Annotated in this window: 21 protein-coding genes; 17 read left to right on the forward strand and 4 right to left on the reverse strand. The window is 27.5% G+C overall.

The genetic code is table 11. The features are described 5' to 3' along the window. Positions 1–4: 4 nt before the first annotated feature. Positions 5–1,897 (reverse strand): ankyrin repeat domain-containing protein, encoded by a 1,893-nt coding sequence (locus ACTCCZ_RS00320; RefSeq protein ID WP_079576859.1) that lies wholly within the window; start codon positions 1,895–1,897, stop codon positions 5–7. Positions 1,898–2,087: 190 nt separating this feature from the next. Between ACTCCZ_RS00320 and ACTCCZ_RS00325 the strand changes: the two genes are divergently transcribed. The 13 genes from ACTCCZ_RS00325 (at position 2,088) to rimM (ending at position 15,207) form a co-directional block, all read left to right on the forward strand. Then, entirely contained in the window at positions 2,088–5,021 is a 2,934-nt protein-coding gene (locus ACTCCZ_RS00325) for a methyl-accepting chemotaxis protein (RefSeq protein WP_079576860.1), read from the forward strand. Between the two features lie 132 nt (positions 5,022–5,153). Beyond that, a complete protein-coding gene (locus ACTCCZ_RS00330; RefSeq protein ID WP_079576861.1) occupies positions 5,154–6,449 on the forward strand; it encodes a peptidase U32 family protein in 1,296 nt (431 codons plus the stop codon). Then, positions 6,449–7,747 (forward strand): glycosyltransferase family 9 protein, encoded by a 1,299-nt coding sequence (locus ACTCCZ_RS00335; RefSeq protein WP_079576862.1) that lies wholly within the window; start codon positions 6,449–6,451, stop codon positions 7,745–7,747. Before ACTCCZ_RS00330 ends, ACTCCZ_RS00335 begins: the two co-directional genes overlap by 1 nt. Before the next feature lie 42 nt (positions 7,748–7,789). After that, positions 7,790–8,284 (forward strand): AIR carboxylase family protein, encoded by a 495-nt coding sequence (locus tag ACTCCZ_RS00340; protein ID WP_079576863.1) that lies wholly within the window; start codon positions 7,790–7,792, stop codon positions 8,282–8,284. Positions 8,285–8,343: 59 nt separating this feature from the next. Then, positions 8,344–9,225, forward strand: coding sequence for a glycine--tRNA ligase subunit alpha (gene glyQ / locus ACTCCZ_RS00345; RefSeq protein WP_079576864.1), 882 nt, complete (start codon positions 8,344–8,346; stop codon positions 9,223–9,225). A gap of 2 nt (positions 9,226–9,227) precedes the next feature. Further along, positions 9,228–9,992, forward strand: a complete 765-nt coding sequence (locus ACTCCZ_RS00350) for a Nif3-like dinuclear metal center hexameric protein (protein ID WP_079576865.1) — start codon at positions 9,228–9,230, stop codon at positions 9,990–9,992. Then, positions 9,985–10,704: a zinc ribbon domain-containing protein gene (locus ACTCCZ_RS00355; RefSeq protein WP_079576866.1), complete on the forward strand. Its 720-nt coding sequence runs from the start codon at positions 9,985–9,987 to the stop codon at positions 10,702–10,704. Before ACTCCZ_RS00350 ends, ACTCCZ_RS00355 begins: the two co-directional genes overlap by 8 nt. A 3-nt stretch (positions 10,705–10,707) precedes the next feature. Further along, a complete protein-coding gene (waaA, locus tag ACTCCZ_RS00360) occupies positions 10,708–11,853 on the forward strand; it encodes a lipid IV(A) 3-deoxy-D-manno-octulosonic acid transferase (RefSeq protein ID WP_079576867.1) in 1,146 nt (381 codons plus the stop codon). After that, positions 11,846–12,592 carry a pseudouridine synthase family protein gene (locus ACTCCZ_RS00365; RefSeq protein WP_079576868.1) on the forward strand — a complete coding sequence of 249 codons (747 nt, stop codon included), beginning with the start codon at positions 11,846–11,848 and terminating at the stop codon, positions 12,590–12,592. The genes waaA and ACTCCZ_RS00365 overlap by 8 nt, the downstream gene beginning before the upstream one ends. A gap of 151 nt (positions 12,593–12,743) precedes the next feature. Then, positions 12,744–14,099, forward strand: a complete 1,356-nt coding sequence (gene ffh / locus ACTCCZ_RS00370) for a signal recognition particle protein (RefSeq protein WP_079576869.1) — start codon at positions 12,744–12,746, stop codon at positions 14,097–14,099. An 82-nt stretch (positions 14,100–14,181) separates the two neighbouring features. Continuing rightward, positions 14,182–14,409, forward strand: coding sequence for a 30S ribosomal protein S16 (gene rpsP / locus ACTCCZ_RS00375; RefSeq protein WP_079576870.1), 228 nt, complete (start codon positions 14,182–14,184; stop codon positions 14,407–14,409). A 17-nt stretch (positions 14,410–14,426) separates the two neighbouring features. Continuing rightward, positions 14,427–14,669: a KH domain-containing protein gene (locus ACTCCZ_RS00380; protein ID WP_079576871.1), complete on the forward strand. Its 243-nt coding sequence runs from the start codon at positions 14,427–14,429 to the stop codon at positions 14,667–14,669. A gap of 4 nt (positions 14,670–14,673) precedes the next feature. Next, positions 14,674–15,207, forward strand: coding sequence for a ribosome maturation factor RimM (rimM, locus tag ACTCCZ_RS00385; RefSeq protein WP_079576872.1), 534 nt, complete (start codon positions 14,674–14,676; stop codon positions 15,205–15,207). A gap of 7 nt (positions 15,208–15,214) precedes the next feature. Here the strand turns inward: rimM and ACTCCZ_RS00390 are convergent, their stop codons facing one another. Genes ACTCCZ_RS00390 through flgG form a run of 3 tightly spaced genes read right to left on the reverse strand, consistent with a single transcriptional unit; the run spans position 15,215 to position 17,562 of the window. After that, complete coding sequence (locus ACTCCZ_RS00390; protein WP_079576873.1) at positions 15,215–16,312, reverse strand: hypothetical protein; 1,098 nt, start codon at positions 16,310–16,312, stop codon at positions 15,215–15,217. Between the two features lie 3 nt (positions 16,313–16,315). Then, positions 16,316–16,750, reverse strand: a complete 435-nt coding sequence (locus ACTCCZ_RS00395; RefSeq protein ID WP_079576874.1) for a hypothetical protein — start codon at positions 16,748–16,750, stop codon at positions 16,316–16,318. A gap of 23 nt (positions 16,751–16,773) precedes the next feature. Further along, on the reverse strand, positions 16,774–17,562 hold the full coding sequence (gene flgG / locus ACTCCZ_RS00400) for a flagellar basal-body rod protein FlgG (protein WP_079576875.1): 789 nt from the start codon (positions 17,560–17,562) through the stop codon (positions 16,774–16,776). Positions 17,563–17,716: 154 nt separating this feature from the next. Between flgG and ACTCCZ_RS00405 the strand changes: the two genes are divergently transcribed. Genes ACTCCZ_RS00405 through flgB form a run of 4 tightly spaced genes read left to right on the forward strand, consistent with a single transcriptional unit; the run spans position 17,717 to position 20,391 of the window. Next, on the forward strand, positions 17,717–18,088 hold the full coding sequence (locus ACTCCZ_RS00405) for a response regulator (RefSeq protein ID WP_079576876.1): 372 nt from the start codon (positions 17,717–17,719) through the stop codon (positions 18,086–18,088). A gap of 39 nt (positions 18,089–18,127) precedes the next feature. After that, positions 18,128–19,261: a hypothetical protein gene (locus tag ACTCCZ_RS00410; protein WP_079576877.1), complete on the forward strand. Its 1,134-nt coding sequence runs from the start codon at positions 18,128–18,130 to the stop codon at positions 19,259–19,261. A 9-nt stretch (positions 19,262–19,270) separates the two neighbouring features. Next, positions 19,271–19,990: a flagellar hook-basal body protein gene (locus ACTCCZ_RS00415; RefSeq protein WP_079576878.1), complete on the forward strand. Its 720-nt coding sequence runs from the start codon at positions 19,271–19,273 to the stop codon at positions 19,988–19,990. Next, positions 19,987–20,391 carry a flagellar basal body rod protein FlgB gene (flgB, locus tag ACTCCZ_RS00420; RefSeq protein WP_079576879.1) on the forward strand — a complete coding sequence of 135 codons (405 nt, stop codon included), beginning with the start codon at positions 19,987–19,989 and terminating at the stop codon, positions 20,389–20,391. Before ACTCCZ_RS00415 ends, flgB begins: the two co-directional genes overlap by 4 nt. The last annotated feature ends 6 nt before the right edge of the window (positions 20,392–20,397 follow it).

Raw genomic sequence — 20,397 nt, forward strand, 5'->3', positions numbered from 1 at the left:
AAATTTATAGCTTTACATTAAACTCTTTTACCATATTTTCTACTAATGTTTTCATCTTTAAGTGATCTGCTGGGTTTCTTGTATTTTCTAAAAGTGGTCTTAAATTTTTATGGAATTTTTTTAAGAAATTAAAAATATAGTGTGTCTTTTTATATGGATTATTTACATATGAACCTGAATCAATTAGCTCAATTACTAATTCATTGTATCCTAAAAATGCTGCATAATTAATAGGTAAAACCCCAAATTTATCAGGTTTGTTTATCAGGTTTTTGTTATATGAATATAAAAGTCTAAATACTTTTACTTTGTTTTGCCACATTGCATTGTGAACCATATTTCTACCTTTATTATCCACTGCATTTATATCAGCACCTGCATTTATTAATACTTTTATAGTTTGAATATCATTATCAAGTATAGCTTTATGTAAAGTTATTCCACCATAATCATCTCTTGAGTTTACATCAGCACCTAAAGTGATTATATTTCTAAGCATTACAAGATAGTTTTGTTGTTCAGCAACTCTTCTAAATGAGATATTTTTTGACATATAGTAGTAAATTATATTATAACCATCTTTATTTTTTAGGTTTATATCAGCACCATATTTTACTAGCATCTTAACTAAATCAATATTTCCATATTCAACTGCATCAAAGAAGTATGGGTTTCCTTGTGAGTTAAGCATTGTAAGATTTACTTCACCATTTAATAAAATCTCTTCTAATACTGACTTATAGTTTTCATTTTCATTTATATTTTGTCTTGCTTTCATTTTAAGTTTTTTTCTATTTCTTAAAAATAGCTCAACTTCTAAAAGTTTTTCAATGATAGTTTTTCCATTTTCATCACTAATATTTGGTCTTGCACCATAATCTAGTAGTAGTGAAACTAAATCAATATTTGATTTACCTTTTATTGCAGCTAATGCTAATGCTGTTTCATTTCTATCATTTATAAAGTTTGGATCAACTTCATACTCCAATAGTGTTTCTACTAATTTTATATTTCTATTTTTTGTAGCAAGCATTAAGGCATTATCACCGTTATTATTACAGTGATTATAATCAACATGCTCATCTATTAACCAAGGAATCATATCAAGTAGATTTTTTATAGTCTCTTTTTCTCTTGGATTGATTTTTAGTATCTCTTGAATTAATACAAGTAATACATTGTTTCCCTCATCATCAATATGATTTATATTTGCACCTTTTTCAATTGCAAAATTAAATGAATCAACATTTAAAGCACCATTTTGTACTAAATAAAAAAGTGGAGTTCTTCCTTTTTCATCTGTAATATTTAAATCTATATAATCACCAAGAAATTTTAATACATTTGTATTTAAGTAAGTGTCTGGATAAAATAATATTTTTTTATCTATTGAATTACCTTGAAGTTTTATTACATCTTTTACTAAGTCTAAGTTTTGACTATGAATTGCATCAAAAATTAAAGTGTATCCTTCTTCATCAGGATTATCTAAATTTTTAGTTTTTTCTTTTAATAATACATAGGAGTCTTTTTTATTAAACTTTACAGCTTCTTGTATAGCAGTTCTTCCTTTAGAGTTTGTAATATTAGGGTCTGCTTTTAGTTGAAGTAGTGTTCTAACTGTTTGTGTTGAACCTTTTCTTGCTGCACAAATTAAAGCAGTATCTCCTTCTGAATCAGTGGCATTTATATTGACTTTTTTTGAAACAAGCCATTTTACAGATTCCACAAGATTCTCTTCTGCTACGATATGAAGGTATGATTTATTAAATTCGTCTTTATAATGAATATCTACATCTTTTAAAATTGAATCAGCTTTTGAGTCTTTAAAGGTTGAGTTTCTTAGTTCTTCGAGTAAATCTTCTCGTGTATATTTTTTAAAAAGTTTATTAAACATTAATTGTAACCTGTACCTTTTGAGTTTTGAATCTAAATCATAACATACCTAAAGTTTTCATAAAATAAAATAAAATTTTGCTGGTGAAACAAAAGTAAACAAAAAATAATTATTTTATTAATCTAGTGTCATTTTATTGACTTTTTTAAGTTTGGATAGATAGAATATAAGATTATTAAAGGAGTGTTTAATGCTAGGTAACCTTACTATAAAATCTAAGCTACTTTTACTAGCTTTTTTAACAATTTTAGGTATCGCTTTGATTGTATCTATTGAATCAATATATTCAATTAAAGAGTTTTCAAAAAAGAATGTTGAAAAATATAAAAAAGAGGCTTATGAAAAGAAAGAGGAAGAACTCAAAAACTATGTATCATTAGCTATGAAAACAGTTAATGCTTATCATAAAAGAACATCAATAGATAAAATCAAGCTTGAAGTACAAGAGTATTTAAAAGAGCAGTCAGGCTTTATTTTTTCAATTTTAGATGCAGAGTATAAAAAACTAAAAGGAAAAGTACCTGAAAGTGAGTTAAAGAGAATATTAAAAGAGATAATTTCTGAAACAAGATATGGCAAGACAGGTTATTTTTGGGTTAATGATACAGATGCATTTATTGTAATGCACCCTACAAAACCACACCTTGATGGAAAGGATTTGTCTGAGTTTAAAGATGAGGGTGGGAAAAAAATATTTTCAGTATTTGCAGAAGTTGCAAAAACAAAAGGTTCTGGATTTGTCGATTACTCATGGCCAAAACCAGGTTTTGATAAGCCTCAATTAAAAGTATCTTTTGTAAAGCTATTTAAACCTTTTAATTGGGTTATTGGAACAGGTTCTTATGTTGCTGATGTAACTAAAAATATTCAAGAAGAGGCTTTAGAAACAATTTCTAATATGAGATATGGTACTGATGGATATTTTTGGATAAATGATACAGAACCAAAGATGATAATGCATCCTATAAAGCCATCACTAAATGATAAAAACTTAGCTAATGTTCAAGATAAAAAAGGCAAATACTTATTTAAAGAGTTTGTTACAGCTACAAACAACAATGAAAATGGTGCATTAGTTAAATATATGTGGCCAAAGCCAGACTCTGAAGAGCCTCAAGAGAAATTTTCTTATGTTCAAAAATTTGGTCCATGGAATTGGATTATTGGAACAGGTGCGTATATTGATGATATTAAAGCTGAAATTGCAAGTATGGAAGAGAGTACAAATGAAGAGATAGCAACTATTGTTAAATTTCTTGTTATTTCAACATTAATTGCAGTAGCACTTATTTATTTACTTTACACATTTTTAATCAAAAGAGCCATAATTAGTCCATTAAGTGAGTTAGATTCTGCAATTGCTAATTTAGCTTCAAATACTAGTTCTAGTAATTTTATTAAGAAAAATTCAAATGATGAAATTGGAAAAGTTATTGATAGCTTTAATGCATATATCAAAAAGTTTAATGATGGAGTTAAACAAGATGCAAAAGTTATTGAAGAAGTTGAAGATGTAATTACTAAAGTCAATAATGGATTTTATGTTTATAAAGTTCATAGTGATTCACCAAATCCACAAATTCAAAAGTTAAAATTATCTATTAACTCAATGATTGATAAAACAAATGAGAAACTTGAAGAGATAAATAATATCTTAGTTGAGTATGGAAATTCAAATTTTGATTACAAAATCAGCAAAGAAGAGCATCATAGTGCAAATGGAATTGTAGGTTCTATTTCTACTAGTACAACATTTATTGGTAATACAGTTTCTGAGTTTTTAGCAATGATTACAACAAGTGGTAGAAAACTTAATTCAGATACTGAGGTTTTATCAACAGAAGTATCAAAACTTGCAAAATCAGCAAATGAACAAGCAGCAAGTTTAGAAGAAACAGCAGCAGCTGTTGAAGAGATTACTTCTATTATTAAATCAAGTGCAACAAAAGTGAATAAAATGTCAGTACTTGCAAATGATTTAAATAGTTCAGCTAAAGAGGGTGAAGATTTTGCAAATATGACAACAAAAGCAATGGATGATATTGACAAGCAAGTAAAATCAATAAATGAAGCAATAAGTGTAATTGATCAAATATCTTTTCAAACAAATATTCTAAGTTTAAATGCAGCAGTAGAAGCTGCAACTGCAGGGGAAGCTGGAAAAGGTTTTGCTGTTGTTGCCCAAGAAGTAAGAAACCTAGCAAGTAGAAGTGCAGAAGCTGCGAAAAAGATTAAAAATATTGTTGAACAAGCAACACAAAAAGCAAATGAGGGTAAAACAATTTCTGATAAGATGATTGGTGGCTATACTGATTTGACTTCAAAAATCAATGAAACAATTACTTTAATCGAAGATGTTTCAAGTGCTAGTAAAGAGCAAGAAACAGGAATAGTACAAATTAATGATGCAATTAATGCTTTAGATAGAGCAACACAAGTAAATGCAAGTTCAGCAAGTGAGATAAGTGGACTATCTGATGGAGTTACAAAACTATCAGCAGACTTAACTGCTATTTCTCAAAGAGCAAACTTTGATAAGTCAAAAGAGAAACAAATTTGTGATATTGATTTAGTATTTAAAATCTCTAAAATAAAAAATGATCATATTTTGTTTAAAGATGCAAATTTTGCAAAAGTTGGACAAAAAGATGTTAAAGCTTGGAGTGTTACTAAGCATACTGATTGTAACTTTGGTAAATGGATGGCACAAGAAGAGTCAAAAGGTACTGACTTTACAAAAGGTTCAAATTGGGCAAAACTAAAAGAGTATCATGAGTGTGTACATCAAAGAGTGCAAGATTATGTAAATGAAAATGCAAATAAAGCTGAAAATGAAGTTTTAGCAAAAATTTCAAAAGAAGTTGATGATTGTACATCTAAATTATTTGATTGTTTAGATAATATTAAAATTGAGTATTGTACTACTTATGTTGAAAAAAAGCTTGAAAAAAGCACTCCAACATTAAGTAATACTAATAATAGTTCAAAACAAACAAATAAACCTCAAAACCTAAATACAAAGAGTTTTGAAAAGTATGAGAAAAAAACAGAAGTAAAAAAAGAGGTACAAAAACCAAAAGAGTTTACTTCAACTACTAGTGATGATGAGTGGGAAAGCTTTTAAAAGCTTTCTTACTTACTAGTATTAACTTTTTTTTATATAAAAATTCTACATTTAATGTAAAATCTTATTTATAAATATTATTTGATATAATTGCCAAAAAATTTAAAATGTGCAAAAGCACAAGGATTATTGATGAAGAAAAATAACGTAGAATTATTATCACCAGCTGGAAACTTAGAGAAGCTAAAAATAGCAATTGCTTATGGTGCTGATGCAGTTTATGGTGGGGTTAGTCATTTTAGTTTAAGAATTAGAGCAGGAAAAGAGTTTACTTTTGAAAGTTTTAAAGAAGGTATTGATTATGCCCATGCAAGGGGTAAAAAAGTTTATGCAACAATTAATGGCTTTCCTTTTAACTCTCAAATTGAGTTACTTAAAAAACATATTATAAAAATGGCTGAACTAAAGCCTGATGCTTTTATTGTAGCTGCACCTGGTGTGGTAAAGCTTTGTAGAGATATTGCTCCTGAAATACCAATTCATTTATCAACACAAGCAAATGTTTTAAACTATCTTGATGCCCAAGTTTTTTGGGATATGGGTGTTAAAAGAATTATTGCAGCAAGGGAAATTTCACTAAAAGATGTAAAAGAGATTAAAAAACATCTTCCTGATATGGAAATAGAGATTTTTGTACATGGTTCAATGTGTTTTGCATATAGTGGTAGATGTTTAGTAAGTGCTGTTCAAATGGGTAGAGTACCAAATAGAGGAAGTTGTGCAAATGATTGTAGATTTGAATATACACTTTATGCTGCAAATGAAGATCATAGCTCGTTATTTAGACTTGAAGAAGAACCAGGTGTTGGTACATATATATTTAACTCAAAAGATATGAATTTAGCTTCGCATATGCAAGAGATACTTGACTCAAATGCGGTTGATTCTGTTAAGATTGAAGGTAGAACAAAATCTCCTTATTATGCTGCTGTTACTGCCCATGCTTATAGAGAAGCTATTGATGATTATTTTGAAGATAAATTTGATGCAAAAAAATATCAAAAAGAACTTTATACTACAAAAAATAGAGGTTTTACAGATGCTTATTTGATTCACAGACCATTTGATAAAAGTGATACACAAAATCATGAATATGCATTAAGTAAAGGAAGTTATGAAGTAAGTGGCTTAGTTACTGAAGATGAAGAGTATTTTATGTGTAAATATAAAACTTATCCAGGCGATGAGATTGAAATTTTTGCTCCAATAGGCGCACAAATTACAGAGTGCGATAATGAAATAGGAAAAATTTATAAAAAAGAAGATGGAAAGTATTATATAAATTTTAAGAAAATTTTAACTGATACAAATAAAGAGTTAGATTCAGTTCATAGTGGAAATACAAACAAAATTAAACTTCCGTGTAAATTACCATATTTAACTATGCTTAGAATTAAAAATGAAGATGAGGGAAGTTGTAATAATTAATGGTAATATTTAGAGTTACACAAAATATTAATATTAAAACTACTGATGGAACTTTAGTCTCTTATTTTAAACTAAAGAATCCATCAAACCTTATAAATGATACTTTGTATATAACTACATATGAAGATTTTCTTGATTTAAAAAGAGTTTTTAAAAGTGTAGATGAAAAGTATCAACTAAAAGTTATAGAAGAGACTAGACTTACTAGTGATAAATGCTTTCCCAAAGAGTTGGGAATTTTAAATAAAAATGAGTTTAATAATATCATTTTAAATAAAAAATCTTTAGTTACAAAAAATGTTAATTTTAGTGAAAATTTAGATTATTTATCAATATTTTTAAATAATTCAAATAATAGTTTAAAAAAACAGATTTCAAATACATTGAAACAAGATATAAAAGTTGCAATATTAGGTAATATGGGTTTTAAAGTAGGAGAGATGATTAGTAGTATAACTGCATTGAGAATTTTTTATGAAGAGCTAAAAAAAGTATTTAAAACAGTTACTATTGATATATATTTAAACTCTTCTGAGAATAAACAATTTACCAGAGATAAACAGATTTTTTCAAATCAAGAATTTATAAATAAAGTAACAGCACTATCAATTAGTGTAAAAAAACTTTATGAGTATGATTATTATGTTGATACAAGTTTAGTAACAAAAAACTCTTATTATGATGAACTAAATTATGTTGATTCATGGCTTTATAAATTTGGAATTGATTATAAAAAAATAGAAAAAAATAGAAAATATAATAGTTTATCTTTAAATAATTATAAGCCATCAAATGCATTAAAATCTAAACTTAATGAAATTAGTTTAAGGGGTAAAATTCTTCTTTTTCATCCTTATTCTGCAAATGTAAATAGATCAATACCCAAAGAGATTGCATCAGATTTACTTAAAAAAATGATAAAAAAGATGCCAGATTATACAATAATTTCTGTATTACAAATTGATGGTGTTAAAGATGAATCTTATGTTTGTTTGAAAGATTACTCAAAAAGTTTTTTAGACTATTCTTATATAATTTCATGGGCAAATAAAATTATTACAGTTGATACTGCTACTTATCATATAAGCGATATCTTTTTTATTCCTACTGTTGTTATTTTTACTGATGAAAAACTTATAAAAAGAGCTGATTATTATAATAATGCAAAAGCTGTTTTAGTAAAAGATAAATCAAAGAATTTATCACTTTTTAACTTTGAAGAGAGTAGCTTAATAGTAAACAGATTCGAAGCTTGGAGAGAGCTTAAAATAAAGCAGATTATAAAACTATTAGATTAATTTAGATAAAATGATAAATTACAAAGTTAATTAAGGTAAAAAATGAAATTTGTTTCTATTATAATTGGAAGTAACTCAGATTTTGATGTTATGAAAAAATGTACCGAGACTTTTGAAAAGTTTAATGTTAATTATGAACTAACTGTATTATCACTTTATGATTCAATAGAAAAAATAAAAGATTATATTAAAAGTGCTGAAGAAAAAGGCGCTGTTTCATTTATTGTTGCTTCAAGTATTAATGGATGTTTGGCAAGTAGTGTAGCTTCTGGTACAACAAAACCAATCATTGCAGTACCAATAAAAGATAAAAACTTTGATGGCTCAACTGCTATACTTTCTACAATAAATAAACCTTTAGCTATGCCAGTTGCAACTGTTGCATTGGATGAAGAAGGTGCTATAAATTCAGCTTATTTAGCTGTACAGATTTTAGCATTAAATGATAATGAATTAGCAGTTAAACTTAAAGAAGATAGAATCGTAATGTTAAATAAAGTACAAACAGCTGCAAAAAATATAGAAGTACTTTTATAAAAATCATATAATTTAAAAAAATAACACAATAACCACAAGGATTAGGGAATTAGATAAACATGACTACTTTTTCACAGATACTATTAAAATTACAAGAGTTTTGGGCAAATCAAGGTTGTAATATTGTTCAACCTTATGATATTCCAGCAGGTGCAGGTACTTTCCATCCTGCAACAATACTTCGAAGTTTAGATTCAACTCCTTGGAGTACAGCATACGTTGCACCAAGTAGAAGACCAACTGATGGAAGATATGGAGAGAATCCAAACAGATTGGGTGCATATTATCAGTTTCAAGTATTGATTAAACCAAGTCCAGATAATATTCAAGATTTATATTTACAATCATTAGAGTATTTAGGACTTGATACATCAAAACATGATATAAGATTTGTAGAAGACAACTGGGAGTCTCCAACACTTGGAGCCTGGGGACTTGGTTGGGAAGTTTGGCTTGATGGTATGGAAGTTACACAATTTACATATTTCCAACAAGTTGGTGGATTAGCTTGTGACCCTGTTGCTGTTGAGATTACTTACGGAACAGAAAGATTAGCTATGTATTTACAAGGTGTTGATTCTGTATTTGATATTGTTTGGAATGAGAATAAATACGGAAAAACAACTTATGCAGATGTGCATAAAGAGAGTGAATATGAATTTTCTAAATATAATTTTGAAGTAGCAGATACTTCTATGCTATTTAGACATTTTGATGATGCTTTTAATGAGTGTAAATCTTGTCTTGAAGCAAAGCTTCCTTTACCTGCATATGATCAATGTATGATGGCTTCACATGCATTTAATACACTTGATGCAAGAAAAGCTATTTCAGTTACTGAAAGACAAAATTATATTTTAAAAGTAAGAGAGCTATCTCAAGGTTGTGCTGTTTTATATAAAGAACAAGAAGAAGAAAGAACAAAAAGAGTTGGAAGATAATCTTGAAAATTTTAGATATTTATAATATTTTAGATGAAATTTCTCCTTTTTCTTTACAAGAGAAATGGGATAACTCAGGTTTATTAGTTGGAAATTTTGAAGATAAAATAAAAAAAATATATGTAAGTATTGATTTGGATGAAGAGTTTTTAAATGAAGTAGAAGAGAACTCTTTGATTATTACTCATCATCCATTGATTTTTGCACCTCTTAAAAAGATAAATTATGATAATTATTGTACAAGATTATTAAAAATCTTAATTCAAAAAAATATTGCGTTAATTTCAATGCACACAAACATAGATAAAACACACTTAAATATGTATGTTGCAAAAGATATTTTAAAACTTGATATTATTGAAAAAGAGGATATAAATGATTTTATAATTTATGCAAATGTAAATAAAGATTTTGATGAGTTTGCAAAAGATATTACTTCAAAATTAGGCATTGAATTTACAAATGTAGTAAAGTGTAATAATAAAGTTGAAAAAGTAGGGATTGTTACTGGTGCAGGAATGTCTTTATTAAGTGAGGTGAAAGCTGATTGCTTTTTAACAGGTGATATAAAGTATCATGATGCAATGGATGCAAAAAGTAGAAATATATCACTAATTGATATAAGACATTATGAAAGTGAAAAGTATTTCAATGAGCTTTTAGTAGGTGTTTTAGAAAAAAATTTGAAAAAAAATGAATTAAAAGCTATAATATCAGCTTCGAAAAATCCATTTAAGTTTTGTATACAAGGAGAAACAGTTGAATAAATATTTAGAGGATCTAGTTAAATTATCAAAATTTGATACACAAATTAGTATGTTTGAACCTCAAATCGAGAATGAAAAAGCCAAGTTAGCTACTTTTGTTGAAACAGCAGAAGCAATAAAAGTATCAATTAATAATACATATGTTTTAATAGATGAAGTTAAATCTAAAAGAACTAAAAATAATATTCATTTAGCAGAATTAAAAACTAAATTAGATGATATTGCAAAAAAGCACAAAGAAGTGCAAAATGAAAAAGAGCTAAAAGCTTTACAACTAGAAGAAGAGATTGCAAAAGAGCAAATTTCATTTGCAAATGAAGAGATAGCTAGACTTGATGAGATTACAGAAGAAAGAGAATCACAATTAAAAGAGTTTCAAGAAAAATTAGCCCAAGAAGAAGAATCAATAAAAGATATTCAAATTGCAGTTGATAATCAAATTGAAGATATAAATAAACAAAGAAATGTTGTTTATCAACAAAGAAGTGAATTATTAGAAAAAGTTGATAGTAAGATTTTAACATTTTATGAAAAAATTAGAAGATGGGCAAAAGATACAGCTGTTGTACCTGTTAAAAAACAAGCTTGTTATGGATGCCATATGAAAATAAATGACAAAACTTATGCAGAGGTTGTTAAATCAGATGAGATTATAAATTGTCCTCACTGTGGAAGAATCCTTTATAAAGAAGATGAAACTGTAGAGGCTTAATTTTTGAGCCTCTTTTATTTTATTTATTATGTATTAGCAGTTATTGTATATATAATTGCTATTCCTATACTACTACTAAAACTAAGAAATAAAAAATATCAAATTGCAATACCAGCGAAATTTTTTTTAAGAAAAAATCCAAAGTTTGAAAATGAAAATAAAATATGGTTTCATACATGTTCAATGGGTGAAACAAAAGCTATTAGACCTTTAATAGATGAGTTTGAAGATTGTAATTTATCCGTGATTACTAATACAGGATATGATGAAGCAATCAGTACTAATAGAAGTACAAGGTATTTACCATATGAGATTTTTTTGCCATTTTGGATAAATAGACAAAAAGCGCTTGTGGTAATGGAAGCAGAATTATGGTATATCCTATTTTTATTTGCTAAAAGAAAAGGTGCAAAAACATATTTGATTAATGCACGAATTTCAGATAAGTCTTATAACTCATATAAAAAAATGAGTTGGTTTTATAAGTATATATTTAAAAATATTGATAAAATTTATGCTCAAAGTGAAATAGATAAAAAAAGATTAGAAGAACTTGGTGGAAAGAGTATTGAAGTTATAGGAAATATTAAATTAGCACAATTACCAAAAATTACAAAAGAGTATAAAAAACCAAATTCTACTTTAATCACAGCAGGAAGTAGTCATGAAAAAGAAGAAGAACTAATTTTAAAAGCTTATAAAAAAGAGCATGGAAAATTGGTAATTGTTCCTAGACACCCTGAAAGATTTGATAAAGTATATGAATTGATTAAATCACACTGTAAAATAAATGATTTATCACATCATAGGTTTTCACAAAAAGAGAGTTTTGATTCTGATATAATTTTGATTGATAAGATGGGTGAGTTAAATAATATATATGCAATATCTGATGTTGTGATTTTATGTGGTGCTTTTGAGAAAATCGGAGGTCATAATCCCGTTGAACCTGCATATTTTGGATGTAAATTAATAAGTGGGAAACATATATTTAATCAAAAATCACTATTTGATTGTATTAATAATTATTATATAATACAAAATGATGAACTTGAAAAATATTTAGATGATATTAAAAAGTTAAAAAAACCAGTTTTAGCTAAAGCTGGTTCAATAAAGCCAATACTAAAGGAATTAAAAAATGTATGAAAAGGCGTATAAACTTCTTGCAAAGCAAGAAAAAATCTCTAATTCAAAAGCAAAAGAGCTAATTGATAGAGGATTAGTAAGAGCATCTGGTAAAAAAGTTGTAATTGCAAGAGGAGAGATTAAAGCAGATACAAAATTTGTTGTAAAAAAACTTGCAAATATAAAAGTTATATTTGAAGATGATGATATATTAGCAATTGATAAACCTGCATATATGACAACTGATGAAGTTTCAAATAAATATCAAGATTATTTTTTGTTAAATAGACTTGATAAAGAGACAAGTGGAGTTATGTTATTTGCTAAAACTGAAGAGTTTCAAACAAAAGCTATTACTGAATTTAAAAAGAATAGAGTTTATAAAGAGTATGTTGCAGTTGTTGAGGGGAAAGTTATAGAAGAAACAACAATCGATTTGCCTATTTTAACTATTAAAAATAGAGGTGTTGCTAAATCTAAAATAGATATGACAAAAGGTAAACCTGCAACAACAACTATATATCCTATGCTTATTGAGGGAAATAAATCAAAGATTAAAGTTGTAATTGATACTGGAAGAACACATCAAATTAGAGTACATTTAAATCATTTAGGTTTTCCTATAATAGGTGATAGTGTATATGGAAAAACAAATCCTAATGTAAATAGGGTTTTACTTCATTCAAAAATTACAAGAATTTTTGATTATGAGTTTGAATCACAAGAGCCAAGAGAATTTAAAGTGTTTGATTTTAATTAAAATTTAAGTTTTACTTTTAAAGAGAAAAGCCTTACATTGGGCTTTTCATAACTCTCTAATATTAAATTTTACTTAAATAATATGTCATTTAAACTATTTTAAAGTATAGAAACAATATAATTGCCAAAATTTTAAATAGTTGGAGATAATTTTGTTTGATTCAATAACAGGCTCACTTAGGAATTCGATAAATAAGATAAGACACAAAGATGATGCGGCAGCTTTAAAAAAAGCTACTACAGAACTTAAAAAATCATTATTAAAAGCTGATGTACACCATAAAACATCAAAAGAATTAATAACTGAAGTTGAATTAGAAACAAAGAAAAATGGAATTGGACAAGACTCTTTTATAAATGCATTAAAAAAAGAGTTAAATGAGATATTATCAACAAAAGGTAATCAAGGTTTTGTTTTTTCAAGCACACCTCCAACTACAATATTAATGACAGGACTTCAAGGTTCTGGTAAAACAACAACAACAGGTAAACTTGCAAACTATTTAAAAACTAGAAAGAAAAAAGTATTAGTTGCTGCTTGTGACTTACAAAGATTAGCAGCTGTTGAGCAATTAAAGCAAATTGCCCAACAAGTTGAAGTTGATATCTATTTTGATGACAATGAAAAAGATCCTGTTGTAATTGCAAAAGCTGCACAAGAAAAAGCTAAAAAAGAACTATATGATGTTTTATTAGTCGATACAGCTGGTAGACTTGCAATTGATGAAGAGTTGATGAATCAACTTTTTGAAATAAAAAATGCGATAAATCCTGATGAGATTTTTTATGTTGCAGACTCTTTAACAGGTCATGATGCAACTAAAACAGCAATTACTTTTAAAGAAAAAATTGGAATAGATGGAGTAGTATTATCAAAATATGATGGTGATACAAAAGGTGGAGTTGCTTTATCAATTGCACATCAAGTTGGTGTTCCTTTAAGATTTATTGGTGTTGGTGAAAAAATGCCAGATTTGGAAGTATTTATTCCTGATAGAATTGTATCAAGACTTCTAGGTCTTGGAGATATGGAAGGTCTTGCAGAAAAAACTTCAGCTGTAATTGATGAGAAAAAAGCAAAAGAAGTAAGTAAAAAGATTAAAAAAGGTGAGTTTAATTTTAATGACTTCTTAGAACAATTAGCAATGATGAGTAAATTAGGTTCTATGAAATCAATTATTGGGATGATACCAGGTCTTTCACAAATGGCTGGACCTATTAAAGATATGGATTTTGAAAATTCTGATGAGATTAAAAGAATAAAAGCTATGATTGGCTCTATGACTCCTAAAGAGAGAGAACAACCAAGTTTAATAAATCCAAGTAGAAAAAAAAGAATTGCTAAGGGTTCTGGTTTAAGTGATGTTCAAGTTAATAAAATTTTAAAGCAGTTTAAAAGTGCTTCAAAAATGGCAAAAAAACTTTCATCAAAAGGTGGTATGAAAGGCTTAAGTAATATGCTAGGTCAAATGCAAGGACCTGGTGGAATGCCTAAAATACCTAGATAAATAAAAAATATATAGTATTGAGTTGTAAACTTAAAAATTTGAGTTTAGAATTCAATACTATAAAAAAACAAAGGAAAAATATATGACAACAATTAGATTAACAAGAATGGGTAGAAACAAAAAACCATTTTACAGAATCGTTGTAACAGACTCAAGAAAAAGAAGAGATTCAGGATGGATTGAATCAATTGGTTATTTCAACCCAGTATCTGAGCCAAAAGTTTTAAAATTAGATGAAGAGAGATATAACTATTGGTTAAGTGTTGGTGCAAAACCAAGTGAAAAAGTTAAAAAATTAGCTTCAAAATAATTATATAGCTTTTTATTATGATAGTAAATTTTATAGAAAACTATGCCAAACTTATTGTTAGTGAACCAGATGAAGTAAAAGTTTCTGAAGAAAAAATTGATGATACTTTTACTGAAATAACTGTATATGCAAATAGTGCAGATATTGGAAAACTAATTGGTAAAAATGGCAATATGATTAATGCATTAAAAGTTATGGCAAATGGTTGTAAAGCTAAAGATGGTGTATCTTATAAGATACAAGTATTAGCAAACGATTAAAAAGATGTCTATAGATAAAATTTACGTAGCAAAATTAGGAAAAACAGTAGGATTAAAAGGAGATATAAAAATCTTCCTTGATTCTGATTTTCCTAATCAATTTAAAACAGGCGCTACATTTACAACTAACAAGAACCTTACATTAAAAGTTATATCTTACAATAAATCAAGACAAATTATTAAATTTGAAAATTTTGAAGATATAGAACTTGCAAAAAAATTAACTAATCAAGAACTATTCACTACAAAAGATAAAACCAAAGAAAATTGCAAATTAGAAAAAAATGAGCATTTTTGGTTTGATATTATGGATTGTATAATTTATGAAAATGGTAAGAAATTGGGTAAGGTTATTGATATTAATAGATATCCAGTTAATGATTATTTAGAGATTCAAACTGATGAAAGTTTAGTAAAAGAAGACTTGCCAAAAGTTTTTTTACTTCCTTATATTTTAGAAACTTATATTTTAAATGTTAATATAAAAGATAAAATTATTGATGTTCAAGATGCGTATGACATATTAGAAAACTCTTAAAAGTTTTCTAATAGTTACATCTTTTATTAAACTCTTCTTTTGTTAAATCAACAAGCATTGCTTTATTGAAACCACTAGATAAAAATTTATTTAATAGATTTTTTCTTGCACTTGGCATCTCATATGGTCCTACATATATCTCAATATTATTTTTATTGTCTCTACACAACAATATATTTTTATCTATTTTCTCTACTCTTTCAAGATAATCTTTTGTTAATTCATCTTTTATAATAGCAACGTTAATTAAAGGTAAAAAAGTATTTGAATGCATTTGCTTGTTATTTAAGTTTGTTTGCTCTATAGCTTCTTGTATAGGCTCTTTTACTACTGTTTCAGTTGTAGCTACATTTGCATTGGCACTATTTTCAACAAGTTGCTTTAATTCCTCTTTTTTCTTTTCAACTTCTTCAAGTAATTGCTCTTTTAATTTTACTAATTCTTCTTTTTGTGATAATAACTCATTTTTTCTATCTTCTAAAGCTTGTTTTTGACTATTTAGCTCTTCTTTTAGCCTTTCAATCTCTTCAATACGCTTTTTTTCTTCCTCTTCTTTTAATTTTGCCTCTTCTTGTGCTTTTCTTTTTGCTTCTTCTTGTGCTCTTTTAGTCTCTAAACTTGGATCATATTTAGTTAATCTATCAAACTTCTCATTTAATTTATCTGGATCTATATCTCTTGATTTAAAGTCAAACTTTTTCTCTTCAACTTTTTTTTCTACTTTACTCTCAATTTTTGGCTCTTCTTTTTTCTCATCAAAAAAACCTAAAAAGTATAAAATTAAACCAACTGATAGAGTAATAAGAAGTACAGCTACAATTGCAGTTAATATTTTTTGAAGTTTAGTTTGCTTTTTTTGAATTGAGTAATCATCTAGTTCTTCATCATCAAGGGCATACTCACTTATATCTTTTTCTTCATTTGAAGATAAATCTTCATTATCCTCTTTTGTTGCTTCTAAACTTTCACTAACTGGTTCAATTTCTACTTCATCTTTATCTAATGATAGTTCATTATTATCAAGATTTGAATCTTCTACATCAAGCTTTATCTCATCAACAATCTCATTTGAATCATCTTCAATTTTAATATCTTTTTCTGCCATAATTTACTCTTTATCTTTTTGTTGTTTTCTTCTTTTTCTTTGTTTTTCCAAGATTTTATCTTTATTTTTTTGATAATATCTTCTTCTATATTCTCTTAATTCTTCTTTTTTTTCTTCTCTATACTCTTTATCATACTGTAATCTTTTATCTTTATTTTCGATATAGTATTCTCTTTTTTTACTTTTATACTCTTTTATTTTAGCTATTATTCTATCTTTTCTATCATCTACATGTTGTTTTTGTTGCCTGATTATATCTTTTATTCTTTGATTAAAGTCAATGCCACCTAAATGACTTTCATAATCAAATACTTCTCTTTTAGTAGATTTTCTCTCAAGCTTCTTTTCAAGTTTACTTTTTAAGTAATACTCTCTTTTTTTCTTTTTGTGGGCTAAAAAGTTTTCTTCTCTAAGTTTTTTTAATTCTCTTAAATCCATAATTATCTAGGCTAACCTACCAATTATCTTTTTAGTCTATTAACAATATCAAGCATTTCATCTGTTGTTGTTATAGCTTTAGAGTTGGCTTCATAAGCACGCTGTGCCGTAATTAAATCAACCATTTCATTTACAAGTTTTACATTTGAAAGCTCAATCATACCTTGTCTTAAGTTCCCAAATTGATTCTCTGTTGGATTTCCATCAAGCGCTGCTCCTGATGCTTCTGTTTCTTTAAAAAGTGATTCTCCAATTGGTGCAAGTCCTGCTGGATTGATAAAATCTGACATAGTAATTTGACCTAAAGTAACAATAGTTTCTGTTGCTTTATCAGTTGCAGTTACTAATCCATCTTTTGCAATTGAAAGTTTTACTACATTATCAGGAATTACAATTTCTGGGTCAAGTGGGTAACCATTTGCATTTACAATTGTACCCTCATCATTTACTTTAAATGCTCCACTTCTAGTGTATGCAGCTTCGCCATCTGGCATAGTTATTCTAAAAAAACCATTTCCCTCAATTGCAATATCAAGGGGGTTACCTGTTGATTTTAAATCACCTTGCAAGAAGCTTTTTTGTACACCTGAAACTCTAACTCCCATCCCCACATCAATTCCAGTTGGATTTCTTGTGGTTTCAGAAGTTTGCCCAGCTGTGTAGTTTAATGTTTCATACATTAAGTCTTGAAATTCTGCTCTATCTTTTTTGAAACCTAATGTATTTACATTTGCGATGTTATTTGAAGTAACATCAATTTGACTCTGCTGGGAATTCATTCCTGTTGCAGCAGTGTATAAGCCTCTAATCATAAAAAATCCTTTTTTTAGAGATATTATTAAATTATATTTAAAGAATTTTTAAAGTTAGATAAAATTTTATTAAAATATTAAGTGTAAATTTAAAACAAATTAAATATAATAGTTAACAAATTTTTGAAAATAAAATGTTTTAAAGGCTTGAATAATGAAAATTTTAATAGTTGATGATAGTTCTACAATGAGAAGAATCATTGGTAATGTAGTAATGCAGTTAGGCTTTTCAAAAGAAGATTTTGATGAAGCAGAAGATGGAGTAAAAGCATGGAAACTTCTTTCAGAATCTCATTTTGATATAATTTTAACTGATTGGAATATGCCAAATATGAATGGACTTGAATTAGTAAAAAAAGTAAGATCAGAAGGTAATCATCAAAAAACTCCAATTATTATGATTACTACAGAAGGTGGTAAATCAGAAGTTATTACAGCTTTAAAAGCTGGGGTTAATAACTATATTGTTAAACCATTTAGTGCAGATATTTTAAAAGAGAAACTTGATGGAGTGTTGAAAAACTAAGTTATGGTTTTAGCAACTTTAAATATAAAGGTTTAAATTATGAGTATGAGTCAAGAAGAAATAGAATCACTTATGAATGGGCTAGATTTAGATGAAAATGAAAATTCTGAAGAAGTTAAAATAGAAGAGAATGATGAAAATGAAACTAATGATGTTGAAGAAAATATTGATGAGCCTATAGTAGATGAGACTGTTAATAAAACCGATGAAACTGACAATGCAACTACACAAGAAGATTACTCTTCTACTGATGATGGATTGGATGATATATTAGCAAATATTGATGATGTAGATGATAATGAAACTGCAAGTGATGAAGATATTGATGAGCTTTTAAAAGGAATTGATGGAGTAGATGATGACTCTACTGATTCTTACTCATCAAATGATAGTCAAAGTGATGATTTGGATACATCAGAACAAAGTGATAATTTAGATACATCAAGCCAAAGTGATGAGATTAGTGAAGAAAACTATGATGACATTTTAGCAGGAATTGATGGAATTACAGATAATGAGCCAGTTAAAACAAATATAGAATCAAAAAAAGAAGAAACTCCTAAAGTTGAAGATAAAACTGAAAAAGTACAGGAGAGAAATAATGACCATGAAGAGCATATTGTGAGTAAAATAGATGAAGGAATTTTTCCTTTTCCAGCAGAAAAAGATACTAAAGTTGTTAATCAATTAAGTCAAGTAGCCAATGATTCAGAAGAGAAAGCCTCTAAAATTTTTGATGTGTTAAGTTATGTTCTTGATGATAATAATGATGTTCAAAAGTCTTTGAAAACAACAGATGAGTTTTTAAATAAACAGACTGCACTTTTAGAATCTTTAAATAAAAAGTTTCCAAATATATCAATTTTTGAACAACATTTAAATGAAACTGCAAAAATAAAACAGGAAATAGCTTCTGTAAGCGGAAAGCTTGATGCTGAAAATATGCAGATATTTGAAGCAATGGAATTAATGCAATTTCATGATATAAATAGACAAAAAATTGAAAGAGTAATGACTGTAATTAGAAAACTTTCAATTTATCTTAACAACTTATTTGAAGATGAAGGTTCGCATCAAGAAATTGCAGTTGCTAAACATATTCATGGAGATAGCACAGCTGATGTTTTAGATGATGCAGATTTAGAGTCATTGATTTCAGAGTTTGGAAATTAAGGAGAATTAATGAATCAAGGAACATACCCCCTAGCAGCAGCAATGGTAAATCAACTAAATAGAGTTGATATGATTTCAAATAATCTTGCCAATGCAAATACAACAGGTTTTAAACAAGAGGGAATGAGTGAGGGTTCATTTAATCACTATTTACAAAGGGCTGAGAGTGAGGGCTTTACTCCAAATAAAGTAAACACAATTACAAATACTATTCCTAAATTAAATGGAAAGTATATAAATGAAGAAGTTGGACCTATAGTTGCAACAGGAAATGCACTAGATTTTGCACTAAAAGATTCAAACTCTTTTTTTAAAGTTTTAAATGATAATGGTCAAGTTGAGTATACAAGAGATGGTTCTTTTAAAATTTTAGATAATATGTTAGTAGATTCAAAAGGTAGAAATATCCTTGATAACAATAATGAACCAATTGCTACAGAAGATGAGTATATAAATTTAATTTCTGTGGTTAAAATAGATTTTAAAGATTTAGAAAAAGTAGGATATAACAACTATAAGACAAAAGAGGGTGCACAAATTGAGCAACTTGAACTAAATGATGGAGAAATACTTCAAGGTTCATTGGAAAAATCAAATATCAATACAGTTTCAACAATGGTTGCTTTAATTGATGCAAATAGAAGATTTCAACAGACTCAAAAAGGTATAACTACTATTGATGAGTTAAATGCAAAAGTTATTGATAAAATAGGGAATAATACTAGATGAAGCCAAGTAGCGTAACAGATACATTATTTAATCAGTTAAATTTTAGAGGTGATAGACAAAAAGTTATTTCAAGTAATATAGCAAATATTAATACACCTGGGTATAAAACAAAAGAGTTAGTTTTTGAAAGCGAATTGAAAAAAGCTAGTAGTCCTAGTTTGCAAATGTATAAAACTAATCCTATGCACCTTTCATCTTCTGATCATATTTCAAACCCTAATCAAAAACATGTTGTTGAAGTAAAAGGATTAGAAGAACAAAATGATGGCAATAATGTTAACTTAGATGCACAAATGAGTGAAATGACAAAAAATAAGGTTATTTTTGATGCATTACAAACAGCCATTAAAAAAGATTCAAGACTATTTAGATCAGTTATCGAGTCTTCTGCAAAAAATTAATTAGGA

This window comes from Malaciobacter sp., assembly GCF_055140965.1.